General features: G+C 64.0%; 17 protein-coding genes. 6 read left to right on the top strand and 11 right to left on the bottom strand.

Features of this window, described 5'->3' with window-relative positions:
- Nucleotides 1-43: 43 nt before the first annotated feature.
- The 6 genes from D5261_RS03295 to D5261_RS03270 all read right to left on the bottom strand — a co-directional run bounded on the left by D5261_RS03295 (nucleotide 44) and on the right by D5261_RS03270 (nucleotide 4,952).
- A complete protein-coding gene (locus tag D5261_RS03295) occupies nucleotides 44-1,486 on the bottom strand; it encodes a GH39 family glycosyl hydrolase (protein WP_119324042.1) in 1,443 nt (480 codons plus the stop codon).
- Nucleotides 1,483-1,698 carry a hypothetical protein gene (locus D5261_RS03290; RefSeq protein WP_119324041.1) on the bottom strand — a complete coding sequence of 72 codons (216 nt, stop codon included), beginning with the start codon at nucleotides 1,696-1,698 and terminating at the stop codon, nucleotides 1,483-1,485. The genes D5261_RS03295 and D5261_RS03290 overlap by 4 nt, the downstream gene beginning before the upstream one ends.
- Before the next feature lie 60 nt (nucleotides 1,699-1,758).
- The gene (locus tag D5261_RS03285; RefSeq protein ID WP_125206256.1) at nucleotides 1,759-2,580 is read right to left on the bottom strand and encodes a DUF1559 family PulG-like putative transporter; all 822 of its coding nucleotides are present in this window, start codon (nucleotides 2,578-2,580) and stop codon (nucleotides 1,759-1,761) included.
- A 151-nt stretch (nucleotides 2,581-2,731) separates the two neighbouring features.
- Nucleotides 2,732-4,180: a metallophosphoesterase family protein gene (locus D5261_RS03280; protein WP_119324039.1), complete on the bottom strand. Its 1,449-nt coding sequence runs from the start codon at nucleotides 4,178-4,180 to the stop codon at nucleotides 2,732-2,734.
- The gene (locus D5261_RS03275) at nucleotides 4,177-4,422 is read right to left on the bottom strand and encodes a galactosyldiacylglycerol synthase (RefSeq protein WP_119324038.1); all 246 of its coding nucleotides are present in this window, start codon (nucleotides 4,420-4,422) and stop codon (nucleotides 4,177-4,179) included. The genes D5261_RS03280 and D5261_RS03275 overlap by 4 nt, the downstream gene beginning before the upstream one ends.
- Before the next feature lie 80 nt (nucleotides 4,423-4,502).
- Nucleotides 4,503-4,952, bottom strand: coding sequence for a GNAT family N-acetyltransferase (locus tag D5261_RS03270; RefSeq protein WP_119324037.1), 450 nt, complete (start codon nucleotides 4,950-4,952; stop codon nucleotides 4,503-4,505).
- Nucleotides 4,953-5,125: 173 nt separating this feature from the next.
- On the opposite strand from D5261_RS03270, the gene D5261_RS03265 reads away from it, so the two are divergent.
- Entirely contained in the window at nucleotides 5,126-5,881 is a 756-nt protein-coding gene (locus tag D5261_RS03265) for a hypothetical protein (protein WP_125206255.1), read from the top strand.
- 166 nt (nucleotides 5,882-6,047) lie between these two features.
- On the opposite strand, the gene D5261_RS03260 is transcribed toward D5261_RS03265, so the two are convergent.
- The 4 genes from D5261_RS03260 to D5261_RS03245 are packed head-to-tail and all read right to left on the bottom strand — an operon-like array spanning nucleotide 6,048 to nucleotide 8,958.
- The gene (locus tag D5261_RS03260; protein ID WP_119324035.1) at nucleotides 6,048-6,749 is read right to left on the bottom strand and encodes a DUF4328 domain-containing protein; all 702 of its coding nucleotides are present in this window, start codon (nucleotides 6,747-6,749) and stop codon (nucleotides 6,048-6,050) included.
- A gap of 27 nt (nucleotides 6,750-6,776) precedes the next feature.
- Nucleotides 6,777-7,487 (bottom strand): DUF4328 domain-containing protein, encoded by a 711-nt coding sequence (locus D5261_RS03255; protein WP_119324034.1) that lies wholly within the window; start codon nucleotides 7,485-7,487, stop codon nucleotides 6,777-6,779.
- Between the two features lie 25 nt (nucleotides 7,488-7,512).
- Nucleotides 7,513-8,235, bottom strand: a complete 723-nt coding sequence (locus tag D5261_RS03250) for a DUF4328 domain-containing protein (protein WP_119324033.1) — start codon at nucleotides 8,233-8,235, stop codon at nucleotides 7,513-7,515.
- A 9-nt stretch (nucleotides 8,236-8,244) separates the two neighbouring features.
- Nucleotides 8,245-8,958: a DUF4328 domain-containing protein gene (locus D5261_RS03245; RefSeq protein ID WP_119324032.1), complete on the bottom strand. Its 714-nt coding sequence runs from the start codon at nucleotides 8,956-8,958 to the stop codon at nucleotides 8,245-8,247.
- Between the two features lie 64 nt (nucleotides 8,959-9,022).
- On the opposite strand from D5261_RS03245, the gene pabB reads away from it, so the two are divergent.
- Both pabB and D5261_RS03235 read left to right on the top strand, forming a co-directional pair.
- The gene (pabB, locus tag D5261_RS03240; RefSeq protein WP_119324031.1) at nucleotides 9,023-10,774 is read left to right on the top strand and encodes an aminodeoxychorismate synthase component I; all 1,752 of its coding nucleotides are present in this window, start codon (nucleotides 9,023-9,025) and stop codon (nucleotides 10,772-10,774) included.
- Nucleotides 10,771-11,400 (top strand): metallophosphoesterase family protein, encoded by a 630-nt coding sequence (locus tag D5261_RS03235; RefSeq protein ID WP_119324030.1) that lies wholly within the window; start codon nucleotides 10,771-10,773, stop codon nucleotides 11,398-11,400. The genes pabB and D5261_RS03235 overlap by 4 nt, the downstream gene beginning before the upstream one ends.
- A gap of 6 nt (nucleotides 11,401-11,406) precedes the next feature.
- Here the strand turns inward: D5261_RS03235 and D5261_RS03230 are convergent, their stop codons facing one another.
- Nucleotides 11,407-12,273: a hypothetical protein gene (locus D5261_RS03230; RefSeq protein ID WP_119324029.1), complete on the bottom strand. Its 867-nt coding sequence runs from the start codon at nucleotides 12,271-12,273 to the stop codon at nucleotides 11,407-11,409.
- Nucleotides 12,274-12,429: 156 nt separating this feature from the next.
- Between D5261_RS03230 and D5261_RS03225 the strand changes: the two genes are divergently transcribed.
- From D5261_RS03225 to D5261_RS03215, 3 genes are all read left to right on the top strand, one after another.
- The gene (locus tag D5261_RS03225) at nucleotides 12,430-14,745 is read left to right on the top strand and encodes a methyl-accepting chemotaxis protein (protein WP_119324028.1); all 2,316 of its coding nucleotides are present in this window, start codon (nucleotides 12,430-12,432) and stop codon (nucleotides 14,743-14,745) included.
- Between the two features lie 179 nt (nucleotides 14,746-14,924).
- On the top strand, nucleotides 14,925-17,249 hold the full coding sequence (locus tag D5261_RS03220) for a methyl-accepting chemotaxis protein (RefSeq protein ID WP_165864541.1): 2,325 nt from the start codon (nucleotides 14,925-14,927) through the stop codon (nucleotides 17,247-17,249).
- Between the two features lie 255 nt (nucleotides 17,250-17,504).
- On the top strand, nucleotides 17,505-19,118 hold the full coding sequence (locus D5261_RS03215; RefSeq protein ID WP_301002412.1) for an HD domain-containing phosphohydrolase: 1,614 nt from the start codon (nucleotides 17,505-17,507) through the stop codon (nucleotides 19,116-19,118).
- Nucleotides 19,119-19,174: the final 56 nt, after the last annotated feature.

The raw sequence follows: 19,174 nt of genomic DNA, 5'->3' as shown, positions 1-19,174 counted from the left end.
CGTTCCTGTTCCGATCTGAAAAAAAAACATGGCCGCCGCGTTGCTAGCGGCTCCTTGCCGTCCTCGTCGCACCCTTCGCCGTTTGTCGTTTGAAGGGCTCAGGGGTGAGGTTACCCGAAACCTCGATGCACACGATACCGTAGGGTGGGAGACGGTATCGGACCGCCGCGCCCGAAATGGGCGCGCATGGCTGCGATCGGACGCCTTCCGGCGCGATGGACCATGCCCGCGCGGCCGGATGGCGCAGGCGCGAATGGTCGAGCCGCAGCGCGAGGTCGCGCGCCGCGCCGGGATCGCGATTGACAAGAAACGCGAAGATCCGGCCGCTCGACCTTTCCTGGGACACGGCGCAGTCGATCCTGGGATCGCCGCTCGACGACGGCAGCATTTCGTCGCCGAAGTGGCGGCCAAGCAGCTCGACGACATGGAAGGGCTCATACGGCGCATAATCGGTATTGGCAAGCATGCCCAGATGGTTCTTGCCCGTCTCCGCCAGGTTGTACACGCAAAACATCGCCGCCCTGGCGCGCATCGCGTGCGCGATCGCGCTGGCGACATAGACCGTATTGAGATGAGAATGGTAGGTTCGGTTGTAGCCTTCGCCGCCGTCCTGCCAGCTGATGTTGTATTCGGTGATCGCCGCGCCGTAGCGCTTCCCGTCGGGTCCGACGAATGCTTGCCCTGCTCCGGAGCGCACCGTGTTGACGTTGTCTTCGTAGTGCGGCTTCGGCCAATCCAGCACGTCGCCGTCGGAGTGGCCCGGGCCGGGGCCGTAGTCGTGCCAGCTAAGAATGTCGAGCTGATCCGCAAGGTTTTTGGCCGCGTACGCCGTCCATCCGCTGGGGCTGAGATCGGACCACGGCGCGGCTGGCCCGACCAGGGAAATGGCGGGATCCGCCGATTTCATGGCGCCGCCGACCGTTTTGACGAACTCGCCGTACGATTCCATCGTGGCGAATTTGCCGTCGCCTTCGATCGACGGTTCATTCCACATCTCCCAGTATTTGACGGTGCGGCCCACTCCCAGCACATGCCGGACATTGTATCGCTCAACGACGCCCCGCAGGAAGCGCCCATACTCGTTCCAATCGACGCGGTCCAGATATCCGGCGGCGTCGGCGCCGCGCGCCACGCCCTTCGGGAGCCCCGCGACCACGAACAGCGGCTGCGCGCCGGCGTCGAAGATCGTCTTCAGCGCGCGGTCCATGTCGCCGAGAACCCAATCGCCGGGGGCGGGGTAGGGATCGCGTCCCGTGGAGAGCATCAACTGGATGGGGTTGACCCGCACCAGTTTGATCTTCGCCTGCCGGATGCGCGCGATCAGTTGTTTGTTCTCGGGCCACCAATGATACTTATCCGGCGCGCCGACGCCCCAGACGAACGGGTTCACCGGACCCGCGTTCGCCGCGCAGTCGATCGCGATGGACAGCGGCGCGGCCTGGCTCCCAGCCGGTCGATGGACAATTTCTGGCGACAAAACGCTCATTTGCCGGTCCCCGTGGGAGGGATGACGGCTCTGGCTTCGGATTCCTGCGAACGCCTCAGCTCATCGGCCGTGGGCGGGCGGCCGGACATCGCCTGGATCTGCTCGCTGGAGATCTTGCCTCCCGGGTTCTGCGAATGCGAACATCCCGACGCGGCGAGCGCGGCGAGCAAGGCGAGGCGGATGGCCCAGGCGGTTTTCTTCGTGTGTGTCATTGGAAACCTCGCTGCGGCTCCGGCGGATTTCGCCGGAGCCATGAAGGGATCGCGAGGCGGTTATCGCGTCGCGTCCCACATATTCAGCTCCGGGTGAGCGGCGCCGTTCGGGTTCGTGGCCGTCGGGCGCATCGCCTTCACATGGCCGTCGCAGAAGGCAAAGTTCGTGAGCGTATCTCCGGCGTGGTGGGCGGAGACGCCCCCGTTCGGGCCGTTCGGGTAGGCCGCCGCCGCAGCGGCGCCGTCCGGGATATTTCCGTACCCGCTGCCGCGGTCCGTGCCGGTTCCGAAGACGCCCCAATCGCCCGCGCCGGTGGCGTTGATATCCGTCGGACTGGCCTTATGGATATCGGCGCTGAACTGCTCGGCGAGCAGGATGGAGGCCGCCGGCTGGCTGACGGCGGCGAGGCTGAGACCGCCCCCACCCGGTGTCTGGGAGTTTCCGCCCCAGTTCTCATTGGCGTACCCCATCGGTCCGGCCACCGAGACGGTGGTCGGCGAGCCCCAGTGCGGCGTGATCAGCCCATTGACGCCGTACGACATTCCGAGCCCCTGCCAGTCCGGGTAGGCGTTTCCGGTCATCGAATCGTCCGGGCAATAGAAGACCTGGAGGCTCTTGAGATACGGTGCGATGTTGAGGTCCCATTTGCAGGCGGGAGTGGTGCTCCAGACGTGGCCGGACTCGTTCCCAAAGGGGTAATTCTCATCGTAGTCCTGGACATACTGAAGGATGCCCAGAGCCAATTGCTTTTCATTCGACGCGCAGGAGATCTGGCGCGCCTTTTCTCGGGCCTGCGCGAAAACGGGAAAAAGGATTGCGGCAAGTATCGCGATGATCGCTATGACAACTAGTAGTTCAATCAATGTAAATCCACGCTTCATGGTGACCACTCCTTTGACAAATGCGGGGCGCTTTGGCCCCAGGCGGCTGGCTCGCATCCGAGATCCTGCAATTATCCAACCGGTTTGATTTTCTGATTGTAACAGACGATTGAGCGCCTGTCAAGCGGTTTGGCGGCAATTATTTCGGGTTTTATTTCGCCGCCGCGAACGTGCGCCGGGTAATGGAGTATTCGCTGAGGGCGCCGTCGAGCGCCACCTGGTCGATCCAGAGCAGCCTGGGCTTGGGCGCGCGTGAGAACGTGAGGATCGCGGCCGTGAGCGGCACGCCCTCGCGGTGGTCGAGATAGCGCAGGCCGGCGCCGCCGGTGGTGCCGGCGTTGCAGATCACCGTCTCTCCGACTGTATTGATGTACGCGCGGTGCAGGTGGCCGCAGAGGATGACGGGAACGCGCCCCTCCAGCGAGGCTTCTTCCAGCGGATTGTGGACGCAGACGAGATCGGGCGGCGCGGGCATGCGGGCGATATCGCCCGCGAGCGCTCCCGAAGCGTCGCGCAGCGCGGCCAGCGGCGTGTCCACGCTGCCGATCCCCGGGCGCATCGAGCTTGGATCGGGAAGCCCTAGCACGGTCAGGCCGTCGACGACCACCGGCTGCCCGTTCAGGATGATCGCGTTCGGGTTGGCGCGCACCGCCGCGATGGTTGTCTGCGAATCGTGGTTGCCGGCGACGAACAGATACGGCGCGCGCAATGCGCCCACCTCGCGCGCCAGCGGCGCTTCGACGGGAGAGCCGTAGTCGCTGAGATCGCCGGTGTCGACGACGAAATTCACCTGGAACTTCTGCGCCAGCTCCTTCACGAAGTCGATGGCCGCCGTGTTATTGTGGATATCGGAGATGTGCAGGACGCGTACGGTCTTGCTGTCGTCCTCGGGCGTAATGGCGGTGTCCCCGATACGGCCATACAGGACATTGAGATTTCCGGCGACGACCTTCAGCTTGTCCGAAAGCGCGTTGGCGCTATGGAACGCGCTGCTGACAAGCGTGGTGACCGCCCGCGCTTCGCGCAGGGATCCCACATAAGTCGGCTGTTCGAAGGCTTTGGGGTTGTAGGTGCGCAGCGTGCCGTAGAGCAGCAGGCCGGTGAACGCGCCGCCGAGCGCCGCCGAGGCGGCCCAGATCCCGGGGCGTTTGACGTGCAGCAGCAGCGGCCCCAGCAGCGCGCCGAGCATCCCCAGCACCACTTCGCGCAGCGCGAAGCGTGTGAGGCTGCGCCGGGCGACGGCGGCGAACTCCCGCTCCATATCCTGACGCGGCGGCATATGCTGGATCAGGCGCCCGAGGTTTTCGAAGGAGACCGAGCGGAGGCTGACTTCCAGCGCCAGCGGCGTTTTGTGGGTGGCGGCCCGCACTTCGCCCAGCGGCGTAAAGACCAGACGCGTTTCCCCGCGCGCGGCCGGCTGGATGCGGACCTCGATCTCAAAGGCGCGCCAGTGATAGGTTTGCGCGCCGAAGCTGGTGACGATAAAGGCCGCGCCAAGCAAGCTTAGCGCGGCCAGAAGAAACGCGAACAATCCACGGCGCAGCAATCGCTTGTAATGCAGGCGCCGCAATTGCGGGCGTGTCGTACTCAGATCGCTCAAATTGCGCCCGTCGTGACCCACTGCACTTCGAACTCGGTCCGATCGCCCAGCGCGTTGCGCAGCATTTCGACGAGGCCTTCATCGGCCCCTTCGATTTCAAACAGATCGATTGTATCTTCGGTCAAATAGTAATCCGTATCGTCGGAGGACTCTTCCTCCAGATGGTCCATCAGAAACTCCAGCTGTTCGGGAGTGATCGGGCCGATTTCTTCGCCGGTCTCTTTGTCAAATAATGTGATCATGGTCCGCCTCGTCTGGCGCGAATGCGCCAAAAAATTCGGGTGAATGGTACCCGCCCGCTCGGCAAATGTCTAGAGGCAAATCACACCAATCGCTTGTTCATCACAAATCTTCCGGACATCGTGAATCCCGCCTTCTCATAGGCGTCGCTCGCCGGCGTGTTCCCGTCGGAGACCTGTAGCTCCAATGCCCGGACGCCGTGCTCGCGGCATTTCTCCTCGGCGAAGCGCAGCGCGGCGCCCGCCAGTCCGCGCCGGCGGAACGCGGGCTGGACGTAAACATCCGTGACGGTCGCCTGTCGCCCGCCGAACTCGATATCGTAACCGAACGTGACGATCAGGTACCCGGCGGGAGTCCCGTCTACGCGCGCCAAGCAGATAAAACCGAACGCCCTGTCGGCGAGCAGCGCGGCCACGGCGGGGCGCAGAACCGCCTCGTCGAACGGAATCCGTTCGTGCGCGTAAAGCTCCGCGATCATCGGCAGCAGCGCTTCAATGTCGTTCTGCGCGGCGATTTGGATATCGGCGTTCATCGGCGTTTGTCTTTCACCGCCACAATTCTGGGCTCGCAATGAGGGTACCCTTCCGGCGCAAGCGCTGTCTACTCACTGCTCAGTCAATGATTGACGCCGCGTCGGGTTTTGCCTCGTCTCCAATGTTGGTATCAATAGTAACGAAAATGGTTTGTCCTTAGAGGGAGTCTGTCATGGCAAGCAACAACGTGAACAATGTCGCGGACGCGCCGGGCGCGCGTCCGGGAATGGGACGCAAGCAGATGTGGACCTGGGTGGCGGCGGCGGTAATCGCCATCGCGCTCATCTCCTGGGCGGTGGAGGCGTCGGAGAAGCCCAACGCCCCCAGCACCGCGAATGTCAACGTCGCGCAGCCGGCCTCGCCCGATGGAGGAGGCGGCGGCGCCGTCTCTTCTTCGGGCAGTCTCCCGGGCGGCGCCTCCGCTCCCGCCGGCGGCGGATACTCGCAGGCCCCCGGCGGAATCTCCACGGCGACCGGATCGGGAGCCAGCACGGCTCCCGGCGGCTCCGCGCCATCTGGGCCGGGAGCCAGCTCGACGATGAATTCCGCCGGAACAAACGGCCCCAATTCGTCCTCGGCATCGCCGAGCGGCCCAAATACATCCAGTTCGTCCACATCCAACAACATGAACGCGGCCACGCCCGGCGCATCCAGCGCAAATACGCCGGGATCGCCGGCCGGCCCGAGCACAAACAGTTCGGGCGCGGCGGCCACGCCCGGCTCGACCGCCGCGCCTGGCTCGACCATGTCGAACCCCGTAGCGGCTTCCGGAACGTCCAGCATGTCGTCCCCCGGCGCAGCCACCAGCGGCTTCGGAGCAGCGGGCGCTTCGGAAGGCGGCGGCGGCTCAAGTGTCGGCGGCGGAGTTTCCGGAGCGGGAAGCGCCGGCGGCGCGGGATCTGCGGGAGCTGGCGGCGCTGGAAAGTAATGGATCATTCGGTCAATCCAAGCGTGGTTAGCCCCGCAAGTTTGTGAGATGAAAAACGCAGTCGCCTCTCCGTGAGGCGACTGCGTTTTTTTCTCGTCCATCTATATCGCGCTTGCATTACTGGCGGGGGAGACCGTCATCGCCTCGAATTTGAGCGCTCTTGGTCTTACGCCCTCGATACGTTTGCCGCAATTTCCGTGTAGCGCTGTTCCTGGCGTTCCGTGAGCATCAGCGCGAGGACCGCCAGGAGGGTTCCGCTGAGAACGGACAACGCCGCCCCGACTTCGTAGGGCGCGGTCTCGAATTGCGAGTTGGATGAGTTCACGGCGATGAGGGTGTTCACCAGGTTATAGCAAAGATACGCAATCCACCAGAAACCGATGAGCGGAGTTGAGGGTGTCTCGGTCCAGCGGCCTTTGACGATGCTCAGAGTCGCCTGCGGCGATGTGGCGCGCCAGATCTCTCGGACAATCACTATGGGTTTGTACAAATTGATGAACGGCAGAATGAACATGATGACCGCGACGCCGGGCGAATGCCGAAGATTGGCGATCCCCAGCGCGGTGAGGTTCTTGTAAAGCCGGTGGATCCAAACAAGAAACACGACGCCGGCGGCGAGTGTGATGAAGGACGACGCCTCAGAGATGGCCTCCGTGAACGCATGCGCCGAAAGTCCGCCCAGAAGCCCGATGGCTTCGGCCACATCCGTGACCACGGCGACCGCCAGGCAGCCCAGCATCCAGCGCGTCAGAACCGTGGGCGATCGATATTGGGACAGCAGAGACAGCATGCGGCTGCGGCCATCGTCGATGGCGTTGGTCGGCGGCGGCGGCCAAACGCCGCCGTCTATGTGTGGGATTTGTTCCATTCTTTACCTTACCTTTTCTATGAGCGCTTAGTCCTTTAGGCTCGCTGCAATCTCAATGTAGCGAGCCTCTTCACGCTTATTAAGGCGCAGTGCGACGATTGTGAGTAATGTCCCGCTGACGAGCGATGTTACTCCCAGCAGTGCATAAGGTGTAAGGTCCGTAGCCTTTTTGATCTCCTGCTTGCCCAATATGGCGGCTACGACGCTGTAGAGGAGGTAAGCGATCCACCAGCACACAATGATCGGAGCCGACGGAACTGCTTTCCAGCGTCCACCGGCGCGCGCGATAGTCTCCCGCAATGCCGATGCGCGCCAAATCTCTCCAAAAATGACGACTGGCTGGTAGAGATTGAGGACCGGCAGCACGCACATCAATACCGCGATCGTGGGAGAAAATTTCAAGCCGGAGACGCCCAATACGATCAGATTTTTGTAAAGTCGATATGTCCAAATTAAGAACAATATCCCGGCCACGAAATGTGGGAGGTTCGAGAGGCTGGATAGGGTGTCTGCTGAGTCTTTTCCAGATGGGCCGGACATCAGCAATGGTGTCACGGAAACGTCTGAGATTACGGTAGCGCCCATAAAGCCGAGCATCCAGCGCGAAAGCGCGACGGGAGACCGGTATTGGGACAGCAGAGACAGCATGCGGCTGCGGCCGTCGTCGATGGCGTTGGTCGGCGGTGGCGGCCAGACGCCGCCGGTGTTTGAGCCTTCGAGTGGGGGAAGATGTTCCATGAATCCTATCGCCTTCTGCGGCTGCTTAGTTTTGCAGGCTCGCGTATATCTCCCTATAGCGTGATTCTTCTCGTTTGGTCAAACGCAGGATCAAAATTGCCAGCAGCGCGCCGTTGATCGCCGAAAACAAGAGGTCTGCCTCGTCATTTATCACCTTGAACTGGCTAATGTCCATATTCAGCGCAATGAGAAAATTGATCGAATTGTAGATCGTGAAAAGCGCCCACCAGGCGGTGATCAGCGGCGTGGATGGAGTCTGCGCCCAGTGGCCGCTGACGAAATAGAGGACGCTGGACGGCGATGTCGCCTTCCAGATCTCCGCCATGATCTTGATCGGCTTGTAAATGCTGACGATCGGGATCAGGAACGCGGTCGCCGCGGACATGGGAGAATATTGCAGTCCTGGGACGCCGAGGAATGTCAGGTTCTGATAAAGCTGGCGGATCCAGATCAGGAAAAACATCCCTCCCGCCATTGCTGTAAAAGCGGACACATCGGAGGTGATGCTTTCGAGTTTCGCTGCGGCTGGCCCTAGCAGAAGACACGCCGTCTGTGCGAACTGCACCACGAAAGTGATGGCTAAGGAGCCAACGATCCAATGAGAAAGCGCGATGGGGGATTGATATTTTGACAACTGGGCGAACGCGCGGCGCTGTTCGTCGGTCAGGACATTCGCGGTATTCGTTGGCGGCGGCGGCCAAACGACTGGCGCAATCGCCTCGGACGGCGGAAAAGGCGGCATGGACATGAGGTGTTCCTAGAGATACGATGGGGCGGACGGGGCGATCTCCCGCGCTTTGGCTTCCTGGCGGCGTGAGATCGAGCCGACCAGGACGATCGTCAGGGTAATCGAGACCAATTCCAGGACGAAGTTCAGAATGCCGGACGCGGTTTCAGTTATGCCGTGCGTCAATACTTTGTCCACCATCTTCGGCAGGAAGAGATCGATCAGGATCGACGACCACCACCAGCCGATCAGTGGTGAGGACGGGACTCGCTGCCATGCGATCTCGTCGCGACTGTCCACGCCCGGCGTTCCCGCCTTGTAGAGTTCGTGGAGGGTCAAATAGGGCCGGTAGAGGTTGGCGACCGGGATGAAAATCCAGCCGACCGCCCAGCCGGCGGTGGTCTCGAGGCCGGCCGCCTCGAACACATCGAGGTTTTTGTAGGCGACAAAGAGCCAGCGCAAAAACAGGACCCGGTAAGCGACGAAGACGGCGAGAAAAATCACCCCGGCGAGCAGCACCAGGAGGATGTCTCCGGGAACGCCGGAGAGCGCCACCTGACGCGCTTTGACGAGCGTGACTCCGACTCCGCCGATGATGTCGAGCACGCCGAGAACCGCGATGACGCGCGAGAGCGGGATGAGCGATGCAAAGGGCCGGCGCGCGTCGGCGGCGACCGGCTGCGTGGGCGGCGGCGGCCAGACGGATCCGGGGTTGGGCGATTCTGAGGGCGGAGTAGGCGTCATGTTGTGCTATTATACGGTAACTCCGTTCCCTTGTCCTGCATTTTGTGAATTGCATTACGCCGTTATGACCGATCCGACCGTTCAGCTGGAATTCCTCGATTTTGAAAGCGCGCCGCGCCGTCTGGCGTTCTCCGATCCCGTGGAGATCGTCTCGGCGCGCGCCGTGTCCGAAGTCGTTCCCGCGCTGCGGCGCGTGGAGGAGGCGTCGGCGCAGGGCCTGTGGGCCGCCGGATATGTCGCCTATGAAGCCGCGCCCGCGTTCGACCCGGCGCTGGCGGCGCCCCACTCCGGCGATCTGCCGCTGCTCTGGTTCGCGCTCTTTTCCGCCCCTCTTACACACATTCCCGAGTCGATCCATTCGGAGAGCTATTCGCTGGGAGCCTGGGATGAAGGCGATGTGGAGTATGGCGACGCCGTCCGCGCCATTCGGGAATCGATCTCGGCGGGCGATGTTTATCAGGTGAACCATACCGTGCGCCGCCGCGCGGCGTTCTCGGGAGATGACCGGGCGTACTGGCGCGATCTGGTCCGCGCGCAGGGCGGGCGTGGTTACGGGGCGTATCTGGACCTGGGCGACCAGCGCATTTTGTCGGCCTCCCCCGAGCTATTCTTCGCATCGCGCGGCCGTGAGATCACGCTGCGGCCGATGAAAGGGACGCGGCCGCGCGGCCGGTGGCGTGAGGAAGACGAGGCGCTGGCGCGGGAGCTGGTGCGCTCGGAAAAAGAGCGCGCCGAGAACGTCATGATCGTGGACCTGATGCGCAGCGATGTCGGCCGCATCGCGGAGATCGGTTCGGTCGATGTTCCCAGGCTCTTTGAAGTCGAGACCTACCCGACGGTGCTCCAGATGACCTCCACCGTCACGGCGCGGCTGCGCCCGGAGATCGGCCTGACGGAGATCTTCGGAGCGCTGTTTCCGTGCGGCTCTGTCACCGGCGCGCCGAAGGTCAGCGCGATGCGATCGATCGCGCGTCTGGAAACGGCGCCCCGGCGGGCCTACTGCGGCGCGATCGGTTATATCGCGCCTCGTCAGTCCGAGATCGTGTTCAATGTCGCGATTCGCACGGCGATTGTCGATAAGGCGCGCGGCCGGGTGGAGCTGGGCGTCGGCAGCGGAGTCACCTGGGATTCCGATCCGGAAGAAGAGCGGGCCGAAGCGCGCGGCAAGGCGCGGTTCGCCGAGACGCCCGCGCCCCCGTTCGATCTGCTGGAGACGCTGCGTCTGGAAAATGGCGAATACGCGCTTCGTGGGCGTCATCTGGAGCGCCTGCGTGAGACGGCCGGCTACTTTGGGATTCCCTTCGCCCACGCCCCCGTGGACGAGGCGCTGAACGCCCTGGCGCAAACGCTCGGCGCCGGTTCCTGGCGCGTACGGCTTTTGGTGAACATGGCGGGGGCGACGCGCGTCGAATACGTTCCGCTGCCGCCAGCTTCGGCGAGCGCGCCGCCCGTGGCGCTGGCCTCGGAGCCCATTAGCCGTTCGGATCGATTTCTTTGCCACAAGACGACGCGACGCGAGACGTATGAGCGGCTCCGAAGCGCGCGCCCGGGCGCGTTTGACGTTTTACTTTGGAACGAAGAGAACGAACTGACGGAATTTACCGTAGGAAACTTAGTGCTAGAGAGCGAAGGGCGTCTTTGGACGCCTTCGCGCGGCTGCGGCCTGCTTGCCGGGACGTTCCGGGCCGAGCTTCTCGCCAATGGCGAGATCGCGGAGCGGGCGCTGCCGCGCGCGATGCTCGCCGAGGCCACACGGATCTGGTTGATCAACAGCGTGCGCGGGTGGGTTCCCGTGACGCTTATGGAGAGTGAATGAGAGTTCTCGCGATGTCGGATGTCCACGCGCGATTCGATCAGTTTCGCGCCGCGGAGATGCCGGCGGCCGACCTGTGCGTGATCGCGGGCGATGTGACCAACCTGGGGATGCGCAGTCCCACGGAGATGCAGGCGATGGCCGATTGGCTTCGCACGCTGACGGGAGTCTATCCCAACGTCCTCTGGATTCCCGGCAACCACGACATCGGCATGTCCGAAGACACGCTGTCCATGCCCGGCCTGCACTGGGTCCTCGACAAAACGCTGTCCTTCGACGATCCTCAGACCGGCGAACCGATGTCCGTGCACGGCGTTTCGCTCAGTCCCAGTTACGAGACGCCGCAGCTGATGCGCCTCTGGGAGCGCTTGACCGTCGATCCCGAAGCCGAAGAAGCCGCCTACGACTTCCCTTACGCCGATATCGTCCTTTCCCACGCGCCGCCCTACAGCCTGCTGGACCGCGCGGGCGGCCCCCACCTGGGATCCCGCCCGCTGACCCGGTACATCGAAAAACACCAGCCCAAACTCGTCGTCTGCGGCCATGTCCACGGCGCGGTCGGCGCCCTGGCGCTCGGCCGCACACGGATCTTCAACCTCGCCAAACGCTGGCGGCTCATCGACGTTTGAGACGCGTCAGGAAAGCGTCAGCGCGATCTGAGGGCCGCCGTTGACGGAGACCAGCACCGTCTTCGTGGCGGGCGTGTTCGCGGTGAACGTGACGGCGATTGTTCCCACCGACGATTCGCTCAGCGTCAGCGCGCCGGAGTCCGGCAGCAGGCTGCCGGTGGCGCCGTAGGGAATGACGACGTGGGACAGCCCGATCAAATACACTTTTCCCATCGTATCGGTGTACGTCACGTTGGCGCTGTCGATCGTGAGTGTCTGCGAGGCGTAGGAGACCGATTCGCCTCCGACGATGGTCCCGACGCCGCCGATCGTGAGATCGACCGCGCTTGCGAAGGCGACTCGGTTTGAGGAGTAGCTCAGCGATGTGAGTTGGATCGTCCCGGAGACCGTTTTGCCGTTGACGGTGAAGTTCTGGAACGTCACGCTTGCGGTCTTCGCCGAGGTGTTGATGGCGACGATCACCACGCCGGAGCGCGTCACGCCGCCCTGGGTGATTCCCGATCCGTAATCCAGCGTGACCGTTACGCCCCCGCTCGTTTTCTTCACGGTCACCGTCGGATGCGTCTCCGACCCCGCGTGACTCACGGTTCCCTCGATCGCCGGCGTGATCGACGCCGCGTCGCTCAGCGATCCCAGGGCCGCCACCGTCGCCGCGCCGTAGACGGCGCCGCTGACGCCGCTCGCAGACGCGGCCTGCTGACTCGCCGTCAGCGACGCGCCCGTTGATCCCCCGGTCGTGCTCCCCGTCGTCGCTCCCGTGGAGCCCGTCGTGGAATCCCCGGAGGACGATCCCCCGCCTCCTCCGCATCCCGTCAGCAGCAGCAGGCCGATTGCGGCCGGCGCCGCGCCGCGCCAAATCGTTTGTTTCTTCATGGAACTCATTTCCTCCACTTCGATCCTCTTAACTATACTGGAAAATAGCGCCGAAACGGTCTCCAGCGCGCGGGGAATTCTGCCGATAATAGCGGCGGGAAGCTGGCAAAAGTCACAGCTTCGACATTTTTCGCCGAGCAGGAGCACCCGTTCACCATGGCCATTCCAACCTTTAAACTGCGCACGATCGCGCAGAAGCTCTGCCTTGCGGTAGGGCTTGCGACAGGAGTCGTTTTGATCGCGACGTCCTGGTTTAGCTACAATGCGAGCCGACATCTGCTGGAGCAGCAGGCCGACGCCAAAGCGCTGGGGATGCTCGAATCCACGGCCCAGCGGCTGGATACCTACCTCCAGTCATGCGGCGCGCGTACAGACGCTATCGTGGCGCGTCAGGAAGTCTCCGGAAGCCGGGCCAATCGGACGATGATTCCCTACCTCGCGTCTCTGCTGAAGCACACCCCGGAGAATGAAGCGTACGACTTTTACATCGCTTACGAGAAGATGAAAGCCAAGGACACGCTTTCGATGCCCTGGGTGACTCGCAAGAGCTGGCCGAATCTGGATCAGGTGACCTACGACTATCACGACCCGTCCCAGGAATGGTACAAGGGCGCGAAAGACGCCGGCAAGCCCTATGTGACCGAGCCGTACTTCGACGACGGCGGCGCCAATATCTCGATGGTCAGCTACACGCAGCCGGTCTACGACGCCAACCATGATTTGGTGGCGATCGCGGGCGTCGACCTGTCGCTCGAAGAGCTGACCGCGATCATGGGCGGCGTTCACGTACTGGACAACGCCTATCGCTCCCAGGAGTACGCCTATCTCGTTAGCCGTGGGGGACTGGTGATCACGCATCCCAACACGGACCTGCTGCTGCGCAAAGGCTTCGCCGGCGCCCCAGTCAATTCGCTGCCGGACGGCAAGGTTGTTTCGAGTGACGCCCATGGCGAGCAGGCGGTTAAGATCAAGGGCGAATGGCGGCGCGTTTACTGGGCGACCGCGCCCTTCTCCGGATGGCGCGTCGTGATGAACGTCTCCCAGGACGCCGTAATGGCCCCCAGCATCGCGCTGCGCAACCAGGCGCTGGCGATCAGCGCCACCGCGACGGCCCTGATGCTGCTTCTTGTCTGGATCATCGCGTCCCGCGTCGGCCGTTCGCTCGCGCCGATGGCGACGGCGGCGGAAGCGCTCGCCAAGGGCGAGGTGGATCAGACGATTGACTTTGAGAGTGATGATGAAGTCGGCCGGATCGCCACTTCCTTCCGCTCCCTGATCGCCTATCAGAAATCGATGGCGCAGGCGGCGGCGCAGATCGCCTCGGGAGACTTGCGGCAGATCGTGCAGCCGCAGTCGGAGCGGGACGCGCTGGGATGCGCGTTCCGGGAGATGGGAACGAACCTGCGCCAGCTGATCGGCGAGGTGAGCGCGAGCGCTTCGACCGTCACCAGCTCGGCGGCGCATCTGGCGGGAACCGCGCGAAACGTCGGCCTGTCCACCGAGGAGATCATGCAGACGATGCGCGAGGTCGCCACGGCGTCCGAGCAGTCGGCGCGCGGCGCCGGCGATGTGGCCCAGAGCAACTCCGTGCAGGCGAACTCGGTCGCGGAAGGCATGCATTTAATGCACAAGCTGTCCGAGAGCGTCGAATCCGTCGCCGCCGATGCGAATCAGGCGGCCGCGGAAGCGGCGAGCGCGGGCGATGTGGCGCAGGAAGGCGTCCGCACGGTGAGTGAGACGGTGCAGGGCATGCAGCGGATCCATCAGACGGTGAGCCATTCGGCGGAGATCATGCAGAGCCTGGGCGACGCCTCGCAGCGGATCGGCGGGATTGTCGAGACGATCGATGCGATCGCGGCGCAGACGAACCTGCTGGCGCTCAACGCGGCGATCGAAGCGGCGCGGGCCGGAGAATCGGGACGCGGCTTTGCGGTCGTGGCCGACGAAGTGCGCAAGCTGGCCGAGCGCTCCGGCGCGGCGACCCGCGAGATCGGCGCGCTGATCGCGGAAGTGCAGACACGGACACGAGAAGCCGTCGACTCCATGGACGCCGGGCGGCGGGATGTCGAGAGCGGGGCGTTGCAGGCGGAGAAGGCCGGCAAGACCCTGGGCGAGATCCAGACGGTCGTGGCGTCCGTAACGGCCCGCGCCCAGCAGATCCGCGAGGCGGCGGCGCAGATGCGCGGCACGTCTCAGGAAGTCTCGCAGGCGATCTCTTCGGTGGCGTCGGCGGTGGATCAGAACAGCGCGGCGGCCGAGGAGATGTCGGCGTCCGCCGAGGAAGTTTCCGCGTCCATTCAGACCGTGGCGTCCACGACCGAGCAGCAGAGCGGCGCGGTCGAAGATCTGGTGACGGCGTCCGGCGAGCTGGCGCGGATCGCCGAGATTTTGCAGGACAGCGTTTCGCGGTTTGCGCTGTCGGACGACGGCGCAAGCGCCGCGCCTCGCCACGAGCATCTGCGCGCGGCGTAACGCCGCGCGATTTTTCGATCCCTCCGGCCCCGGCCGCGCTTCGCGCAGCCGGGGCCGCTTTCGTCGGCAAGGGGGCGGACGCCTGAAGTTTCTCGCGGCTGCTTCCGACAATGAAGAGTGGTGAGGGCGACAGCGGCGTCGTCTTCGTAATTTTGACATTTTGCAGGAGCGTAATTCCCATGCCCTTTCCCATACCAAAACTGCGCACCATCGCGCAAAAGCTTTGTCTCGCCGTGGGACTTGCGACCGGCGCGGTGTTGATCGCGACGTCCTGGTTCAGTTACAATGCGAGCCGCCATCTGCTGGAGCAGCAGGCCGACGCCAAGGCGCTGAGCCTGCTGACATCGACCGCGCAGCGCCTGGACACCTATGTCCAGCGCTGCGGCGCGCGCGTGGACGCGGTGGCCGCGCGCCAGCAGGGCGACGGCGTGGTTCCGGACGGCGCCGTGGGACCGTATCTGGTGAAGCTGCTGCGCGAAGCGCCGGAAAGCGACGCCTTCGACTTCTATATCGCGTATGACCAGCTCAACTACAAGGCGAAGCTGTCGAACCAGCTCGTGACGCGCAAGAGCTGGCCGACGATCCTCAAGCCCGATTACGATTATCATGACGCCTCCCAGGAGTGGTACAACGGCCCCAAGAAAACCGGCGCGCCCTACGTTTGCGAGCCGTACTTCGATGACGGCGGCGGCAACATCTCCATGGTCAGCTATACGCGGCCGATCTACGACGCCAACCACACGCTTCTCGCCATCGTCGGCGTGGACCTTGGGCTAGATGAGCTGCGCACGATCATGAGCGGCGTCCACGTTCTCGATTCCGGCAATCAGTCGCAGGAGTACGGCTATCTCGTGAGCCGGGGCGGACTGCTCATTACCCATCCGAACGCGGATCTGCTGCTGCGCAAGGGCTTCGCCGGCGTCCCCGCCAAATCGCTGCCGGACGGCAAGGTCGTTTCGGGGGATGACCATGGCATGCAGGAGCTTCAGATCAAAGGCGAATGGCGCCGAGTCTACTGGGCCACGGCGCCGTTCACCGGTTGGCGCGTGGTGATGAACGTCTCGCAGGACGCCATTCTGGCGCCCAGCATCGCGCTGCGCAATCAGGCGCTGGTCATCAGCGGCGTGGCGCTGGCGATGATGCTCGGTCTTGTCTGGATGATCGCGAATGGGCTGGGCCGCGCGCTCGCGCCGATGGCGACGGCGGCGGAAGCGCTCGCCAAGGGTGAGGTCGATCAGCAGATCGATGTCCACAGCGACGACGAAGTTGGGCGGATCGCCGATGCGTTCCGCTCGCTGATCGCCTATCAGAAATCCATGGCGCAGGCGGCGGAGCGGATCGCGGCCGGCGACCTGCGGCAGACCACGCAGCCGCAGTCGGACCGGGACGCGCTTGGCTGCGCCTTTCAGGATATGGGGACAAACCTGCGCCGTTTGATCGGCGAAGTCGGCGCGAGCGCCTCAACGGTCACCAGCTCGGCGGCGCAGCTGGCGGGAACGGCGCGAAACGTCGGTTACTCGACCGAGGAGATCACGCAGACGATGCGCGAGGTCGCCACGGCGTCCGAGCAGTCGGCGCGCGGCGCCGGCGACGTAGCGCACAGCAACTCCGTGCAGGCCAATTCCGTCGCGGACAGCATGGGCCTGATGCGCAAACTGGCGCAGAGCGTAGACCTGGTCGCGGAAGACGCGACGCTTGCCGCCGCCGAAGCGGCGAGCGCGAGCCATGTCGCCGTCCAGGGCGTGAACACGGTCGCCGAAACCGTCCGAGGCATGGAGAATATCCATCGCACGGTCAGCCAGTCGGCCCAGATCATGGAGAGCCTGGGCGACGCCTCGCAGCGGATCGGCGGGATTGTCGAGACGATCGACGCGATCGCGGCGCAGACGAACCTGCTGGCGCTCAACGCGGCGATCGAAGCGGCGCGGGCCGGAGAATCGGGACGCGGCTTTGCGGTCGTGGCCGACGAAGTGCGCAAGCTGGCCGAGCGCTCCGGCGCGGCGACCCGCGAGATCGGCGCGCTGATCGAAGAAGTGCAGAGCCGCACACAGGAAGCGATCACGTCGATGGACGCGGGGCGGCGCGATGTGGAGAACGGCGCGGCGCAGGCCGAGCAGGCCGGCGCGGCGCTGGGCGAGATCCAGAAGGTGGTAGAATCGGTGACGTTCCGCGCCAAGCAGATCCGGGAAGCCGCAACCGAGATGCGAATCACCTCCGTGGAGGTCTCGGAGGCGATTTCTTCGGTGGCGTCGGCGGTGGATCAGAACAGCGCGGCGGCCGAGGAGATGTCGGCGTCCGCCGAGGAAGTCTCCGCGTCCATCCAGACCGTTACGTCCACGACCGAGCAGCAGGGACAGGCCGTGGAAGAGCTTGTGGCGGCGTCGGGCGAACTGGCCCGGATCGCCGAGACGCTCCAGGAAAGCGTCTCCCGCTTCACGCTTGACGCCGAGCCGGAAGCGCCGGCCGCAGCGATCCCCGGACGGCCGAAGCTGCGCTTCGCGTAACTGAGGCGCTTCAACATCAGGAAAGCCCGGCGCGCCGCAGTGCGCGCCGGGCTTTTTTGCCGAATCTTTCGCGGATAGACTGAGATTACGCGCGCGAAACGCCGAAAATGAAATGGAGTGATGTCCGCTCGGCGCGGACGAAAAGCGCTCGGACACGCCTTCGCGAAAGTTCTCATGCTATTGCGTCTTAAAAAAATGGAACGAATACGCCCTTATTCGCCGCCTTCCTGCTCGTCCCTGTGGACCGTGGCTATCGTGGCCGCAGCCACGCTTTGCGCCATGCTGGGATACGAGCTATTCAAGGAGCTCACGGCGCCGTGGCTGACGAAGTGGCAGTCGCATTACGTGACGATCGTCGTCAGCGCGGTCCTGGCGGGCGCCGCCACCCTGGTCGTGCAGCGGCGCTTCTGGGCGCTGCATGGCCGGTACGAGCGCATCTCCGCGAATACGCCGGGGATGGTCTATCGCTTTGCTTTGCTGCGCGATGGGACGCCGAAGTTTGAGTTTGTGAGTGAAGGGTGCCGTGAGTTATACGATATGTCGCCCGAGGAAGTGCTTGCGAACACTATCGGAATCGTCAATATGATTCATCCGGACGATCGCCCTTCCTTCGATTTGTCCGTCGCGGAATCGGCGGGGTCGCTGACCCTCTGGAACTGGGAAGGGCGTTTCTGCTTGCCTGGCGGCGGCGAGCGCTGGATCCAGGGCGTTTCGCGTCCCGAGCGGCGCTCCGACGGCGCGACCGTGTGGGACGGCGTTCTGGTGGATATCTCCGACCGCAAAGCCGCGCAGATCGCATTGCAGCAGGCCCACGAAGAGCTGGAGCGTCGAATCGCCGAACGCACGCAAGAGGTGGTGGAGGCGCGGGACTTCCTGGCGGGCGTGATCGACGCCGTGCCGAGCATGATCTTCATCAAAGACGGCGCGGGGCGCTTTGGGATGGTGAACAATGCGCTCGCCCAGTTTTTTGGAACGTCCCCGGAGCTGCTGATCGGTCTTCGGGAAACGGACCTTCAGGGAAATCCCGCGGAGATCGCCGAGTTTCATCAATGCGACCGTCAGGTCATTCAGAGCCGGCTGGCGATGTTCATCGCGGAAGAGCAGATCACGGACGCCGACGGGAATCTCCGCTGGTTTCAAACGGAGAAGCGTCCGCTCATTGACGGTCACGGCGGATGCCGACAAATGCTGGGCGTTTCCACGGAGATTACCGACCGCAAGAGATCGGAGGCGGAGATCCTGCGACTGAACGCGGAGCTCCACCACAACCTCTCCGAGATGCACTCCGCCTACGACGCCACCATCGAAGCCTGGGCGCACTTCCTGGATCTGCGCGACAAGGAAACCGAAGGACACAGCCGCCGCGTCACCGAGATGACGCTGCGTCTCGCCAATGAGTTTGGCCTGAGCGAAGAAGAGATCGTGCAGATCCGCCGGGGCGCTCTGCTGCACGACATCGGCAAAATGGGCGTTCCGGACGCCATCCTGCTCAAGCCCGGCGCGCTGGACGCCGGCGAGTGGGAGATCATGCGCCGCCACCCCGCCTACGCCCACGATCTGCTGGAGCCGATCGCGTTTCTGGCGCCAGCCATGGATATCCCTTACTGCCATCACGAGCGCTGGGACGGCGGCGGATACCCGCGCGGCCTGGCGGGAACCGAAATCCCGCTCGCGGCGCGCATCTTCGCCGTGGTGGATGTGTGGGACGCGCTGGGGTCCGACCGGCCCTACCGGCCCGCCTGGAGTCCGAGCCGTGTCGCGGAGCATATCCGCGCCGGCGCGGGAACGCACTTCGACCCGAGAGTGGTGGATGTCTTTCTGGACATCATTGCCCCCGAGGAAGAAATCACCTACGCGATGGCCGCGTGATGCTGGCCGCCCTCGCAAACAAACGCCCCGCCGCATGACACATATGCGGCGGGGCG

Origin of the sequence: Capsulimonas corticalis (assembly GCF_003574315.2) — a bacterium.
Classification (GTDB): Bacteria; Armatimonadota; Armatimonadia; order Armatimonadales; family Capsulimonadaceae; genus Capsulimonas; species Capsulimonas corticalis.
The sequence above is the reverse complement of the archived record's forward strand: the minus strand, read 5'-3'. Positions and strand labels throughout refer to the sequence as shown.